This is a genomic window from Microtetraspora sp. NBRC 16547 (assembly GCF_030268965.1).
Taxonomy (GTDB): Bacteria; Actinomycetota; Actinomycetes; order Streptosporangiales; family Streptosporangiaceae; genus Microtetraspora.
The window spans coordinates 83,412-97,420 of sequence record NZ_BSSE01000016.1; the positions used below are offsets into that span (position 1 = coordinate 83,412).

General features: G+C 69.9%; 11 protein-coding genes. 5 read left to right on the plus strand and 6 right to left on the minus strand.

The window, feature by feature from the left end; genetic code table 11:
- Positions 1 to 78 precede the first annotated feature (78 nt).
- Both QSK17_RS21785 and wecB read right to left on the minus strand, forming a co-directional pair.
- Positions 79 to 2,091 (minus strand): glycosyltransferase family protein, encoded by a 2,013-nt coding sequence (locus QSK17_RS21785; protein ID WP_285706864.1) that lies wholly within the window; start codon positions 2,089 to 2,091, stop codon positions 79 to 81.
- 101 nt (positions 2,092 to 2,192) lie between these two features.
- Positions 2,193 to 3,326: a non-hydrolyzing UDP-N-acetylglucosamine 2-epimerase gene (gene wecB / locus QSK17_RS21790; protein ID WP_285706865.1), complete on the minus strand. Its 1,134-nt coding sequence runs from the start codon at positions 3,324 to 3,326 to the stop codon at positions 2,193 to 2,195.
- Positions 3,327 to 3,383: 57 nt separating this feature from the next.
- Between wecB and QSK17_RS21795 the strand changes: the two genes are divergently transcribed.
- The 5 genes from QSK17_RS21795 (at position 3,384) to QSK17_RS21815 (ending at position 10,363) form a co-directional block, all read left to right on the plus strand.
- Positions 3,384 to 5,042, plus strand: coding sequence for a glycosyltransferase (locus QSK17_RS21795; RefSeq protein ID WP_285706866.1), 1,659 nt, complete (start codon positions 3,384 to 3,386; stop codon positions 5,040 to 5,042).
- A gap of 107 nt (positions 5,043 to 5,149) precedes the next feature.
- A complete protein-coding gene (locus tag QSK17_RS21800) occupies positions 5,150 to 6,421 on the plus strand; it encodes a nucleotide sugar dehydrogenase (protein WP_285706867.1) in 1,272 nt (423 codons plus the stop codon).
- 13 nt (positions 6,422 to 6,434) lie between these two features.
- Entirely contained in the window at positions 6,435 to 7,523 is a 1,089-nt protein-coding gene (locus tag QSK17_RS21805) for a glycosyltransferase (RefSeq protein ID WP_285706868.1), read from the plus strand.
- Positions 7,524 to 7,586: 63 nt separating this feature from the next.
- A complete protein-coding gene (locus QSK17_RS21810) occupies positions 7,587 to 9,422 on the plus strand; it encodes a DUF4434 domain-containing protein (protein ID WP_285706869.1) in 1,836 nt (611 codons plus the stop codon).
- 284 nt (positions 9,423 to 9,706) lie between these two features.
- Positions 9,707 to 10,363 (plus strand): NUDIX hydrolase, encoded by a 657-nt coding sequence (locus QSK17_RS21815; protein ID WP_285706870.1) that lies wholly within the window; start codon positions 9,707 to 9,709, stop codon positions 10,361 to 10,363.
- Positions 10,364 to 10,629: 266 nt separating this feature from the next.
- On the opposite strand, the gene QSK17_RS21820 is transcribed toward QSK17_RS21815, so the two are convergent.
- Genes QSK17_RS21820 through QSK17_RS21835 form a run of 4 tightly spaced genes read right to left on the minus strand, consistent with a single transcriptional unit; the run spans position 10,630 to position 13,953 of the window.
- The gene (locus QSK17_RS21820) at positions 10,630 to 11,808 is read right to left on the minus strand and encodes an ABC transporter permease (RefSeq protein ID WP_285706871.1); all 1,179 of its coding nucleotides are present in this window, start codon (positions 11,806 to 11,808) and stop codon (positions 10,630 to 10,632) included.
- Positions 11,805 to 12,461, minus strand: coding sequence for an ABC transporter ATP-binding protein (locus QSK17_RS21825; protein WP_285706873.1), 657 nt, complete (start codon positions 12,459 to 12,461; stop codon positions 11,805 to 11,807). Before QSK17_RS21825 ends, QSK17_RS21820 begins: the two co-directional genes overlap by 4 nt.
- A complete protein-coding gene (locus QSK17_RS21830; RefSeq protein WP_285706875.1) occupies positions 12,458 to 13,477 on the minus strand; it encodes a peptidoglycan-binding protein in 1,020 nt (339 codons plus the stop codon). The genes QSK17_RS21825 and QSK17_RS21830 overlap by 4 nt, the downstream gene beginning before the upstream one ends.
- Positions 13,474 to 13,953 carry a hypothetical protein gene (locus tag QSK17_RS21835; protein ID WP_285706877.1) on the minus strand — a complete coding sequence of 160 codons (480 nt, stop codon included), beginning with the start codon at positions 13,951 to 13,953 and terminating at the stop codon, positions 13,474 to 13,476. Before QSK17_RS21835 ends, QSK17_RS21830 begins: the two co-directional genes overlap by 4 nt.
- Between the last annotated feature and the right edge of the window lie 56 nt (positions 13,954 to 14,009).

The window sequence follows — 14,009 nt, forward strand, 5'->3', positions numbered from 1 at the left end:
CAAGCTCGGCGGGCGCGATCGCGTCCAGGCCGTGATCTCGGCGTACGAGTACGGCCTGGTACGGAGGACACACAAGGATCAGATCAGGACGTGCGGCTCGGGGTTGCCGGCGAAGCAGAACTGGGCGTTGCGGGTGAGCTTGTGGTCCGCGGCCTGCCAGGTGTGGGCGGTGGCGTCGGACCCGCGCATGTAGACGAAGTTGAAGCGGTCCGCGGAGTAGATCCGGACGCCCTCCTCCTTGCAGCGTCGGACGAGCCGGGTGTCCTCGCCGGCGTTGACCGGCTCGAACGGCATCGACCGCAGCAGATCCGCCTTGGCGACGATCGTGGCGCCCTGGATCAGGTGGGCGTACCGGTTCTCCAGGCCGGGCAGGCGAAACACGGTGATGTCCTGGCTGGGGAAGTACGTGTAGTGCGCGCCCTTGCCCACCATCTCCGCGTCGGCGTAGTCGAACGCCCGCAGCAGGTCGGACAGGTAGTGCTCGCCGTAGATGTTGTCGTCGTCCATCTTGGCGATCAGCTCGCCGTCCGCGTGCGCGATGCCGTGGTTGAGCACCTCGCCGAGCGTCCACGACGGGTCGGCGGTCAGCACCTTGACGCCGGGGATCCCGGCCGCGAGGGCCTTGTCGCGGACCACGCCCGGGTCCTCGGAGAGCCCGTGCAGGACGAGGATCAGCTCGATGTCGCGGTGCCGCTGCCTGGCGACCTGCGCGATCGCGTGTTCCAGCTGGCCGGACCGGTTGGTCGGCAGCACCACCGACACCGAACGCGACCGTGAGGCCACCGGCCGTCCGAGGTCGGTGAGGATCTGGTCGACGCGGTGCGAGAAGAGGTGCTTGTCGAACACCTCGCGCATGGCCAGGTGCGCCTGGCGGGCCCGCAGCTCGGGGCTGTTGATGAAGTACAGCGCCCGGTTGTACGCCTCCTCCTGGGAGTGGGCGATCGGGATCAGCGGCCCGAAGGTCTCCTCGATGGCCCGCGACCAGGCCGAGAGCACGGTGGTCGAGCAGGCCGACAGCTCGAAGACGCGCCGCGCGCACATCGTCGGTGAGTCGATCACCGAGTTCACGTTCAGGAAGACCTTGTACATCTTGTACGCGGCCAGCATCTGCTCGTACGGCAGCTCGCCCACGATGTGCGGGCGGTACTCCTCGGGCCAGGCGTACTTGTCGTCGACCGTGCCGTTGCGGGCGAAGATGTGCAGGCCCAGTTCGCGTACGGGGGCGAGCAGCGTCTCCATCTGCTCGCGCCGCTCCGGGTGCTTGTCCCGGAAGTACATGCCGCCGAAGACGATGTCGTGCGGCCGGCCCTGCTTGGTCTGGATGGGGTTGTGGATCCGGGGCTGGGCGGCGAACTGCAGCACGCCTACCCGGTCATGCCCGAGAATTTCCCGATATTTCGGGATCATGTCGCCGTCGCACGTGTACACGTAGTCGAACAGCTTGGCCGTGTCGATGAAGAAGTCGAAGTTCGGCGGGTCCTCCTTGTTCCAGAAGACCGTGGGAATGCCCTCCGACCTGCACCACGCGATGAGGTCGCGCAGCTCCTGCTTGGGGGCGTTCGTCCCGGTCATCTGGTAGCGCCAGCGCCCCTGGTTGCCGTGCCAGGCCGACTCGCAGAACAGCACGTCGGGGCGCTTCTCGGCGAAGATCTCCGGCCAGTCCGCGAGCCCGAACTCGATCTGGTCCCACTCGTACTTGAACGCGAGCCGGGAGAAGTCGTCCAGGATGACGGCCACCTTGAGATCGGGGCGCACCACGGGACCGTCCGGCCACTGCAACGTGGGGATCTTGACCTCGGGGCCCCTGGCCTCGGCCTGCTCGGCGGCGTCGACCACCGACATCGGGGCCTTCGGGCTCTTCTTTCCCTTGATCGCCTTGCTCAGGTCGCGCGGCAGCTTGACGAACTTGGCGGGCTTGGTGGCACCGGTGAGCGCCTGGGCGACGCGGAACGGCCGCTGCGTCTGGGTGGCCTTGAGCTTCCAGATGGCGTAGTCGGCCCGCGCCTCCTGGGTGGCCAGCTTCTTCTCCAGCTCGCGGATCCGCTGTTCGTAGCGCTCGACGACCTTGCGCTCCTCCGGCAGCCAGTTCACCGGCCCGAGGCGCTGGAATTTCGGCTCATCTGAAGGGTTCTGGTCAGACATATCGCCCCCATCGCGTCCAGGAATGTGCCATCGTACGGCTTTCGCCGGGTCTATGACTGGCGGTTGCGGCCCTGCGCGGCGGGGGAGAGGTTGTCCCCGCGCAGCCAGGCGGCGATGACCCGGGCGATCCTGGGCCCCGCCGCGCCGTCCCAGAGCGGGGGAAGCTCGCCGCTGGGCGTGGCCGAGCCGTCCGCGAGGGCCTTCTCCGCGGCGGCGGGCAGCCCGGCCGGCGTGACCAGGCGGTTCGTGCCGTGCGTGACGGTGATCGGCCGCTCGGTGTTGGGCCGCACGGTCAGGCAGGGGACCCCCAGCATGGTGGTCTCCTCCTGTACGCCGCCCGAGTCGGTGACGACCAGCGCGGCACCCCGGACCAGGGAGAGGAAGTCCACATATCCCAGCGGATCGATGATCTTCAGGTTCTCGCGGTCCATCAGGCCGGCGTCGGCCAGCCGCTGCCGGCCGCGCGGGTGCAGCGGAACGACAACCGGGACCCGCTCGGCGACCGCGAGGACCGCCTCGACCAGCTCGCGGGCCGACTCCGGGTCGTCCACGTTCGCCGGCCGGTGCAGCGTCGCGACCGCGTACCTGCCGGACACGCCGAGGCGCTCCTGCACGGGCGCGGGGTCGAGCTTCGGCAGCGCGGAGAAGAGGCTGTCGATCATCGGGTTGCCGACGAGGTGCACCCGCTCCGGGTCGGCGCCCTCGCGGGCGAGGTACGACAGAGCCTCCGGCGAGGTGGCGAACAGGATGTCCGACAGCGCGTCGGTGACGACCCGGTTCACCTCTTCGGGCATCTCCCGGTCGAAGGAGCGCAGGCCCGCCTCCACGTGCGCGGTCGGGATGTGCAGCTTGGCGCAGACGAGGATCGCGGCCAGCGTGGAGTTCACGTCGCCGTACACGACCACGAGCGAGGGCCGGTGCTCCAGCACCACGTCCTCCAGGCCGACCAGCAGCGCCGCCGTCTGCTTCGCGTGCGACCCGGAGCCGACGCCCAGGTTGGCGACCGGCTCGGGCAGGCCGAGGTCGGCGAAGAACACGTCCGACATCAGCGCGTCGTAGTGCTGGCCGGTGTGGATGATGCCCTGCCGTACGCCGATCTCGTCCAGCGCCCGCACGACCGGGGCCGCCTTGACGAAGTTGGGCCGGGCGCCCAGCACGTGCAGGACGAGGGGGTTCTCCCTCATTGACCTTGCCTTTCATGGTGGGACTGGGGCAAACGTTGCCTATGGTACGGTCACGCCGTGGTATCCGAGGCCAAGAAACCGTCCGTATCAGCCAAGTCGGCGAGGGCCGGGATGGGCGGTCTGCTCCGCGGTTTCGTGAAGAACCCGGTGGTCGTCTCCCGCATCGTGGTGAGCAAGGTGAAGTCCGATCCCGTGCGGGTCGCGCAGGCCGCCGCCGAGGCGATGCCCAGCGGGATGCGCCCGCTCATCGGCAAGGTCGCCTGGCCCGCCGCCCGGTACGCCAGGGTGACCGTGCGCAAGATCGTCCGGAGGATGGCCGACGGCCCGCTGGAGGCGGCGAAGGTCCACTTCGAGGCCGGTCGCATGACCCAGGCGATCAAGACGCTGCAGCCGCACACCCGGTGGCCGTTCATCCGTCGCAGGATCGCCTACTACGAGGGCGAGATGGCCGCCATCGGCCCCGCCCCGATCCCGCCGAAGCCCAAGGTGATCATGGGCTCCCGCGAGGAGGGCCGGGTCCTCCACCTCGTCACCAACGCCCTGCCGTACACGCAGGCGGGGTACACCGTGCGGACGCACCGCATCGTCACCGCGCAGCGCAAGGCCGGGCTCGACCCGCACGTCGTGACGAGCTGGGGCTGGCCGATGCTCCAGGGCCACACCGACGCCACGCCGTACGAGGAGATCGACGAGATCCCCTACCACCGGCTGCTGCCCAACGGGGGCGACCTGCCGTTCGAGAGCCGTGGGCGGATGATCCGCGGCGCGGCCCAGGTGACCGAGCTGGTCAGGAGGCTGCGCCCGCAGGTGCTGCACGCCGCGACCGACCACCGCAACGGCTCCGTGGCGCTCGCAGTACGGGAGCGGACGAGCACGCCGTTCGTCTACGAGGTCCGCGGCTTCCTTGAGGAGACCTGGGCGTCTCGGGACCCCAAGCGGGTCGGCAGCGAGCGGCACATCATGCAGCGCGACCGCGAGGCGCACATCATGCGCGAGGCGGACGCCGTCGTGACGCTGGCCGAGACCATGGCGGCCGAGATCGTCGAGCGCGGCGTGCCCCGCGAGCGGATCCACCTCGCCCCGAACGCCGTGGACGACGCGCTGCTGACCGCCGACTACGACGGCGCGGCCTTCCGCCGCCAGTACGGCATCGGCGACCGCGAGGTCGTCATCGGCTCGGTGTCGAGCATCGTGGCCTACGAGGGCTTCGCCACCCTGCTGAACGCCGCGGCGCTGCTCAGGGACGCCGGCTCGCCGGTCAAGGTGCTGCTCGTCGGCGACGGCGTGGAACGACCGAACCTGCTCCAGCAGGTCGAGCGGCTCCGCCTCGGCGACATCGCGATCCTGCCCGGCCGGGTGGGCCCCGACGAGGCGCTCCAGGCGCAGGCGGCGATCGACATCTTCGCCTGCCCGCGCGAGGACCTGCGAGTTTGCCGACTTGTTACGCCATTGAAACCCGTCGAGGCGATGGCGCTCGGCAAGCCGGTCGTTCTCAGCGATCTGCCCGCGCTTTCCGAACTCGTCGGCAGTGAGGGGGCCGGGATGCTGGTGCCGGCCGGAGACCCCGCCGCGCTCGCCGACGCGGTGGCCGCGCTGCGCGACGACCCCGAGCGCCGCCGCCAGATGGGAGAGGCAGGGAAAGCCGAGGTAGCGGCGAAACGTACATGGAGTAGCCTCGCGCGGACATACCGCGCGATCTACCAATCTTTGACCTGATATTGGAAATGACTGGGAGTTCGTATCTACGGCATCAGGCACCGTTGGTGTCGACTTGAGATAGCCTTTCCCACCATGAAGTGTTGTTTCGGCCCCCAGGTCACGTCGTGAGCGAGCGAACCGGTTTCGATCTCACGGTCATCGGGCTGGGATACGTGGGTATGCCGCTGGCCAAAGAGGCCACGGCGGCGGGCCTGCGGGTGGCCGGTCTGGACGTCGACCCCCGCAAGGTCGAGGCGTTGAACGCCGGTCGTTCCTACATCGACGACCTGACCGACGCCGACCTCGACGCGATGCTGGCCGGTGGCTTCACCGCCACGCTGGACGCCTCGGTGCTGGCCGAGTCGCGCACGATCGTCATCTGCGTGCCTACGCCGCTGGACGAGGACCACCGCCCCGACCTGTCGGCCGTCGAAGGCGCGACGCGCACCGTCGCCGAGCACCTGCGGCCCGGCACGCTGGTCGTGCTGGAGTCCACCACCTGGCCCGGCACCACCGACGAGATCGCGCGGCCGATCCTGGAAAGCGCCGGGCTCGTCGCCGGCACGGACTTCCACCTCGCCTTCTCGCCCGAGCGCATCGACCCCGGCAACACGAAGTACGGCCTGCGCAACACGCCCAAGGTGGTCGGCGGCTACACCGTCGCCTGCCGCGACCGGGCGGCCTCCTTCTACGGCCAGTTCGTGGAGCAGGTCGTCCCCGTCAGCGGCACCCGCGAGGCCGAGATGGCCAAGCTGCTGGAGAACACCTACCGGCACGTCAACATCGCCCTCGTCAACGAGATGGCGATCTTCTGCGACGAGCTCGGGATCAACCTGTGGGAGGCCATCGAGGCCGCCTCCACCAAGCCCTTCGGCTTCCAGAAGTTCCTGCCCGGACCCGGCGTCGGCGGGCATTGCATCCCGGTCGACCCGTCCTACCTCTCGTACACCGTCCGCAAGCTCGGCTACCCGTTCCGCTTCGTGGAGCTGGCCCAGGAGATCAACGAGCGGATGCCGTCGTACGTCGTGGCCCGCGCGCAGCGGCTGCTGAACCGCGCGCGCAAGCCCGTGAACGGTTCGCGCGTGCTGCTGCTCGGCGTCACGTACAAGCCCGACATCGCCGACGAGCGTGAGACGCCCGCGATCCCGGTCGCCGAGGCGCTCCTGGAGCTCGGCGCCGAGCTCGTCTTCTGCGATCCGCACGTCAAGGAGTGGGCGGTCGAGGGCCGGCCGATCCCGCGGGCGGACGACCTGGCCGCGGCGGTGGCCGACGCCGACGTGACGCTGCTGCTGCAGCAGCATTCGGCGTTCGATCTCGGTGTGGTTGAGGAACGGGCCCAGCTCGTGCTCGACACTCGCGGTGTCCTGACCACGAGCGATCGCGTCGAGCGACTGTAGGAAGGGTCCGCCCGTGCACGTGCTCGTCATGACGGTGGTGCATCACCCCGAGGACGCCCGGATCCTGCACCGGCAGATTCGCGCACTCGTCGACGCCGGTCATGAGGTCACGTACGCCGCGCCGTACAACGCGCGCGGAGTGGTCCCACGATCCTGGGTCAACGGGGTGGACCTGCCGCGCGCCGCCGAGCGGCGCAGGTTCACGGCGGTACGGGCCGCCCGCAAGCTGTTCAAGAGCATGCGGGGCAAGATCGACCTCGCGCTGATCCACGACCCGGAGCTGCTGCTCGCCGTCGCCGGCGTGCGGAAGCGTCCCCCGGTGGTCTGGGACGTCCACGAGGACACGCCCGCCACGCTCTCCTTGAAGCCGTGGCTGCCCGCGTTCTTACGCCCGCCCACCCGGTTCCTCGCCCGGCTGCTCGAAGGCGCCGCGGAGCGCCGCCTGCGCCTGCTGCTGGCCGAGACCGCCTACGCGGGACGCTTCAAGCAGGCGCACCTGGTCGTGCCCAACGAGACCTGGGTCCCCGACACCGCCAGCCCCCCCGGCGACGACCGCGTCGTCTACCTCGGCTGGCTGTCCGAGGCGCGCGGCGTCCGCGAGGCCGTCGAAGCGGCTCGCCTGCTCCAGCCGTACCGGGTGGTCGTCGAGCTCATCGGATACGCCGACCCGCAGACCCGGCCGCTGCTGAACCAGGCCGTCGCCGAGGGCGTGCTCGAATGGCGTGACTTCATGCCGAACGACGAGGCGCTCAAGCGGCTCGACGGCGCGCTCGCCGGTCTCTCGCTCCTGCACGACGAGCCCAACTACCGGCACTCCATGCCGACGAAGATCGTGGAGTACATGGCGCACGGCATCCCCGTGATCACCACGCCGTCCCCGCGCGCGGTCGAGCTCGTCGAGCGGTACCGCTCCGGGTTCGTCGTCCCCTGGCAGGACCCTCAGGCGGTCGCGAGTACGGTGCTCTTCCTCCGGGACAACGCCGAGGAACGGCGTGCCACCGGTGCCCGGGGCTACGCCGCCGCGCGGGCCAACCACCACTGGCCGAACTCCGCCCGCCGCTTCGTCACCCAGCTCGAAGAGTGGGCCGGCGTCAGGCGCTAGCCCCCGCCGCTGGGCGGAGTCGATTTATCTGGGCCTGAGATGATGGGCGGTAATGTCCTGAAGGTGCGCTGGATCACTTTGCTCCTTGGCATGGCGATACTCACCGGTGTCGCCTCCGTGGTGATCGTCATGCGGCACGATCAGCCCGGCTCCTCCCCGATCGCCGGAGCCAGTGCCACCACGCCGGCTCCGTCGGGGCCGGGCACCCCCTCGGCCAGCGCGTTCACCGACCCCTGCGGAACGTTCGACACCACGACGCCCGCGCCGTACGCGGTGACGGGGTACTGGCTCGTCCCGACGGCGGACCGGTGCACCTGGCGGCGCCAGCTCCAGGAGATCCACAAGGTCGGCGGCGACACCGTCGTCCGGCTCGGCTTCGGCCTGTCCCCCCGCCGGGTGAACAGCCAGACCGGCCAGGTCCTGGAGAAGGACAGCGACAAGCCCGACGCACGGTACAGCGCCTGCACGGAGAACGGACTCTCCTGCATGAAGGCCGCCCAGAAGGACCTCCAGGCGGCCAACCCCGGCAACCGGATCTCCTGGACGTACGTCTACCGGACGGACGAGCAGTTCGGCCCGCAGATCTTCCGCTGCCCGACGATGGAACGCAAGATCGTCGTCGGGTCGGCCGTGTTCTACCGGCTGATCGCCCCCGAGGACGGCTCGGACGACGCGACCTGCGACTTCTCGTCCAAGGGCCGCAACTACCACCTGATCCTGATCTCGGCGGGGGCCGAGGACAGCCTGACGGAGCTCCTCGATCTCGGCGACCGGTTCGCCATCAAGGTCTTCCCCGCGCTGCCGCTCGCGCCCCGTGACCCCGCCAACACCACCCGCGCCGACCCGCGGCACATCGGCACACTGACCACCCTGACCCGGCGCATCCTGCAGGACTACGGCGCCCGCTTCGCCGACAGAGAGTCCCTCGGAGGCGTCTACCAGCCGTTCGAACTGCAGCTCCGCGACTGGCCCGACCCGTCCAAGGTCCAGACGCTGCAGGTCTACGCCGAGCAGCACCGCATCGTCGAGCAGGAGCTCCCGGGCAAGCCCATCCTGGTCAGCCCCTACATCGACGCCCGCCGCAAGGTGAAGTTCACCGCCACGCCGAAGCAGGTCGCCCAGGGGTTCAAGGCTTTGGCCAAGACCGGCGTGGAGATCATCGCGCCCCAGGACGGCCGCGGCACCGGCAAGGTCGGGCTGTTCTGGCCGCACTGGAAGAACAAGTCCGTGGACGATCGGTTGAAGATCGTGAACGGCGTGGGCGACGCCACGTACGCCTCCGCGTACTACGGCGGCACCCGCGATTACTACCGGGAGATGGCGCAGGCGAGGGATGAACTCGCCTCCGAAGGCGTACAGGTCCAGCTCTGGGCCAACGTCGAGGCGTTCGAACCGTCCACGCCCACGGAGTCGAACACGCCCCAGTGCGGCACGCAGGCCACCCGCAGCCGCACCGACAAGCCCCGCCTGGACACCCAGGTGACGCTGGCCGGCCCGTACGTCTCGAAGGTCATCTCCTATATGTGGAGTGACTTCTTCACCTGTGGCTCTCCGTCGCTGTCCGGAGAGATCGCCAAGGACTGGGACCGCCCGATCGCCGTCCAGGCGGTCAAGCAGGCCCGGGACATCCAGGAGGGCCTGGAGATCCGCGGCTACCACCTCAACTCGGCCAAGGTCACGCTGAGCTGGACCGGCCTGGACACCCCCCGCGTCGTCGACTCGGCGACGGTCGGCTGGCACGACACCACCCCGATCGAGAACCTGCCGTACGGCGTCGAGAGGACCTGGATCCCGGTCGACTGGGCGACAGTGCCCTCGGACGTGTGGGTCCGCGTCGAGGTGAGCTCCCTCGACGGCCGCAAGGCCGCGGAGCCGGTGTACTACAAGAACACCGGCTGACCTGTGGGCACGGCCCGTGGTTGTGGGGGCCGGTTCGCTGCGCCACTCTCGCATGCTGATCTGCTGTGAGGGCCGGTTCGCTGCGCCGTCCGGAAGCTCCGGTCCTCGCGAAGCCCGCTTCGCTGGGCCTTCGCTGCGGTCCTCGCTCCCGCCCGCTCCGCTCTCTCGCCTGTCGTGAGGGCGGTCGCGTCTGATCCTGCCGAAGCCTCTCTTGGGGGCGAGGGGCGTCTCAGTGATCGAATCGAGGGATACCGAGGTGGACGCCTTCAGGTAGCGTTCTGTGCATGATCCCGCGTATACCCGTCAGCGTGGATCTCGTCGTGCTCACGGTGAGGTCGCAGGCGCTCTGCGCGCTGGTCTGGCGGCGGGACAGGCTCCCGTACGAAGGGTGCTGGGCGCTGTCCGGAGGGTTCATCCAGCTTGACGAGGACCTTCCGGCCGCCGCCGCCCGGGTGCTCGCCGAGCGCGCCGGCCTTCCGGGCGCCCCCGTCCATCTGGAGCAGCTCCAGACGTACGGATATCCGGACCGCGACCCCCGGCAGCGCGTGGTCAGCGTGGCCTATCTGGGGCTCGCGCCCGACCTGCCGGCTTCGACCGAGGCGCACATGAGCTGGCAGCCGGTCGACTCGCTGACCCGCATGGCGTTCGACCACCGGCGCATCATGCTCGACGGCATCGAGCGGGCCAGGGCCAAGCTGGAGTACAGCCCGCTGGGTGCCGCTTTCTGCCCGCCCCAGTTCACCGTGGCGGAGCTGCGCCGCGTGTACGAGATCGTGTGGGGCCGGCCCCTGGATCCGCGCAACTTCCACCGCAAGGTCACCAAGACCGAGGGCTTCCTGATACCCACGGGCGAGACCACCACCCGTGACGGGGGACGACCGGCGATGCTCTACCGGCGCGGCCCCGCGCTCGTGCTGCACCCGCCGATGCTCCGCGTCTAGCGCTGCGACCGGGAACGTCCAGGAGTGTGCTCCAGTCGGGCCGCGTCCGCCGAAATACGTTTCGGGCCTTGTGGGAAGGGCGTCTACTGCGGCGCCGTGACCACTCGAGCTTGAGGTGGACACCACTCGTACGGAGTCCCTGATGTGCGCGCGGGCTGTCGTCGCCCACGTCGCCTGATCGGCGGCCCACCTGCCGCGTACCCAAAACCGCCGGTGTCGGAGTGTGACTTTGATGGCTTGATGGCGTGAGTTGCTGAGACGGCTGGTCAGGGCGAGGCGAGCGCCTCTGTCGGGGCCAGGTGGCTGGCGCGGATGGCGGGATAGAGCCCGGCCAGGCTGCCGATCAGCAGGGTGGCGGACAGAGCGCCGGCCGGTGCCCAGACGGGGATCACCATGGGCAGGGCCTGGATGGCCGCGAACATACCGGTCACCGCGGTGCCCAGGAACAGGCCGCCGAGACCGCCGAGGCCGGACAGCAGCAGCGCCTCGGTCAGGAACTGGACGCGGATCTGCCCCTGTGTAGCGCCGAGCGACCGGCGCAGCCCGATCTCGGCCTTGCGTTCCAGGACCGAGATGACCATGGTGTTGGCCACGCCCACGCCCCCGACGACCAGGGCGACCGCGCCGAGGCCGAGCAGCAGGCCGGTCAGCGCCCGGTTTGTCGCCTGGCGGGCGGCGAGCGCGTCGGATGGCCTGGACACGTTCACCTCGCCGGGCACCTGAGGTTTGGCGGTGGCGGCCAGCACGGCGCGCACCGCTTCCACGGCCGAGTCCTCGGTGCGGGTGTAGATCGTGGTGGGATGCCCGTCGAAGGACAGGTATCTTGCGGCAGCGGGCCAGCCGATCAGCGCGGAGGAGTCCAACTCCGGCGCGAGCGGCGCCGCGTCCAGCAAGCCGATGACGGTGAACCAGTGTCCGCTCAGGTACACCTGCCGTCCCAGTGCCGTGACGCCCAGCCGTTCGGCAGCCGTCGAGCCCAGAACGACGGCCGGGTACCGGGCCGTCGCGGCGTTGAGCCAGGTGCCTTGCGCCACGGTCGCCCCGATGAGATCGGGGACGGTGAGGTCTGTGGCGACGACGGCGATGCCGCCGCTCTCGGCGGCAGGGATTCGATCGTTGCGGTACACGTGCGCGTCGGGCAGCAGCGCGGTGGCGGCGGCACCCGTCACCGGGCGGATCCTGCGGATCATGGCCGCCGCTTCCTGCGGCAGCTGCGCTTGCTTCCCGAAGACGGTCTGGCCCGGCGCGACCGTGAGCAGGTTGGTGCCGAGCCTGGCCAGGGTCCGGTCCAGCTCGGCTCTGCTGGAAGCGGAGATCCCGACGACCGACACCATCGCGGCGATGCCGATGGCGATGCCGAGGGCCGACAGGAGGGCTCGCAGCGGCCGGGTGCGCAGCCCGGCGCCTCCCACCCTGATCACGTCCCTGGCCGACAGCGCCGTCATGGCAGCACCCGCCCGTCCCGCATGCGCACCTGCCTGGGCAGGTCGTGCGCGATCTCCAGGTCGTGCGTGATCACCACGATCGTGGTCCCTGACGCGTTCAGCTCCCGTAGCAGCGCGAGCACGCCCGCGCCCGCCGCAGTGTCGAGGTTGCCCGTCGGCTCGTCGGCCAGCAGCAAGACAGGCCTGCGCACGGCCGCCCTGGCGATGGCCACGCGCTGGCGTTCGCCGCCGGACAGCTCGTGGGGCCGGTGCCGTACGCGATGGCCGAGGCCCACCTGGTCGAGCGCCTCCAGCGCGCGGGCGCGCCGCTGCCCGAGCGGCACCCCCGCATACAGCAGCCCGTCGGCCACGTTGTCCAGCGCCGACGCCCCTGTGGTCAGGTGGAACTGCTGGAACACGAACCCGATCCTGGTGGCCCGCAGCTCCGACAGGGCACGGTCCGGCAGCGCGGCCACGTCGTGGCCATCGAGGCACACCCGGCCGCTGGTCGGCCGGTCCAGGGTGCCGAGGACGTGCAACATGGTGGACTTGCCCGACCCAGACGGCCCGACGATGGCCAGCAGCTCGCCCTCCTCGATCTCCAGCGAGACGTCATCCAGCGCGATGACACCCCCGGGATAGGCCTTGGTGACGCCCTCGAGCCGCGCGATCATGCCGGCATCCCCACCTTCAGACCTGCGGTGAGCCCCTGTCCTGACACCTCGACACGCCCGCCGGCGAACAGCCCCGTCCGGACCGGAACGATCCGGCCGTCCGCGAGCTCGACGCCGTACCCGCCCTCGGACAGTGCCAGGAGCGCCGCGACCGGAACCGTGAGGACGCCCTCGCGCACCTCGGAGACGAGCGTCACATCGACCGCTGCCCGGTCGTAATCGACGGCCCCGATCGCCACGGTCAGCTCCACTTTCGTGGTCGTGCCTCCCTGATCGGAGTTGACCACGAACTGCGCGGTGGCGACCTTTCCCTGGACCTGTTCGCCGGCCGGCGTCCTGACCGTCGCCGTCGCGCCGACCTTGGCCAGCCGGTATTCGGTCTCGTCCAGCCGTACGGTGACCAAGTGCGCGGTCCCGGTAACGGTGAGAAGTGGAGAGCCCGGACGGATGAGCGTCCCGGGCCCTGCCGTCTGGTCGTTGACGCGGACGGCGCCCGGCTGGAAGACGACCCGGCCGAGCTCGACCACGCCGGTCTGCTTGACGCCGAGGTCCTTCTGCCACCTGCGTACGGCCCGCGTGCTCTCCTTGCTGAACACGTCGTCGACGGTGAAACCGCGATAGCCGAGTTCGCGCAGGTTCTCTTCCAGCTGCCGGACATCGGCCCCGCGCACTCCGGACCGCAGCGTCCGGTAGGCGGGCACCTTGCCGTACAAGAGCACGGTGGGGATCTGGTCGACCTTGAACAGCACGCCACCACGACGGACCGTCGAGCCGATGGCGGGGAGCGCGGTGACCGTGCCGGGAGCGGCTGCGGCGAGCGGGCGCTCGCGGCCGTAGCCCACGATCCCCGTGGCCGTCGTGGTGTCGGCCAGGTCCTGCTTGGTGACCTCGGCGACGGCGGCGGGCGCGGCGTCGCGGGTGGCCGGTTCGTCGCCGCGCCCGCCGAGCACGATCACCGCGGTGGTGGCGCAGCCCGCTGCAAGGATCAGCAACCCGGCCGCGATCCGGCCGGTCATGCCGCGCGGCACTTTTCCATCGCGGCCTTGAACTTCGGGTCGTCAGGGCTGGCTCCGAGGGCTCCGAAATCCAGCTTGAGCCTTCCGCTGGGGTCGGGGTCGGGGAACGTGGGGTATCCGTTCTCGCGCATGCACTTTGCCTGCTTGCGCGCGCTGTCGAGATCTTGCGGGCTCGGCTTGTCTCCTTGACCGCCGGGGAGGAGGTGACCGCACTTGGCCATCGCCGCGTCCATCTTCTTCTTCTCGGCGATGTCGCTGCTGACCTGGAAGCGGCCGTCGGTCGGGTCCTTGATGTCGATGCCTTCACCTCGCATGCACCGGGCGAAGGCCAGCTCGCCGTCACCGGCGGCCGAAGGGCTCGCGGCCCCGCTCGCCGTGGCCCCGCTCGCGGTGGCGACTTTGGTCTCGGGTTGGGCGCCGCAGGCGGTAAGGGTGAGGCCCACGGAGACAAACATGATCAGCGCCTTCGTCTTCATGGCCCCGGAGTTCATCGCAGAGCCGATTACCGTGGCGTTAGCGCGAACGTTAACGG

Excerpts from the sequence above, each read along its gene's own strand:
- QSK17_RS21820 (WP_285706871.1), bottom strand. The coding sequence starts at position 11,808 with ATGACGGCGCTGTCGGCCAGGGACGTGATCAGGGTGGGAGGCGCCGGG.
- QSK17_RS21825 (WP_285706873.1), bottom strand. The coding sequence starts at position 12,461 with ATGATCGCGCGGCTCGAGGGCGTCACCAAGGCCTATCCCGGGGGTGTC.
- QSK17_RS21830 (WP_285706875.1), bottom strand. The coding sequence starts at position 13,477 with ATGACCGGCCGGATCGCGGCCGGGTTGCTGATCCTTGCAGCGGGCTGC.
- QSK17_RS21835 (WP_285706877.1), bottom strand. The coding sequence starts at position 13,953 with ATGAAGACGAAGGCGCTGATCATGTTTGTCTCCGTGGGCCTCACCCTT.
- wecB (WP_285706865.1), bottom strand. The coding sequence starts at position 3,326 with ATGAGGGAGAACCCCCTCGTCCTGCACGTGCTGGGCGCCCGGCCCAAC.
- QSK17_RS21815 (WP_285706870.1), top strand. The coding sequence starts at position 9,707 with ATGATCCCGCGTATACCCGTCAGCGTGGATCTCGTCGTGCTCACGGTG.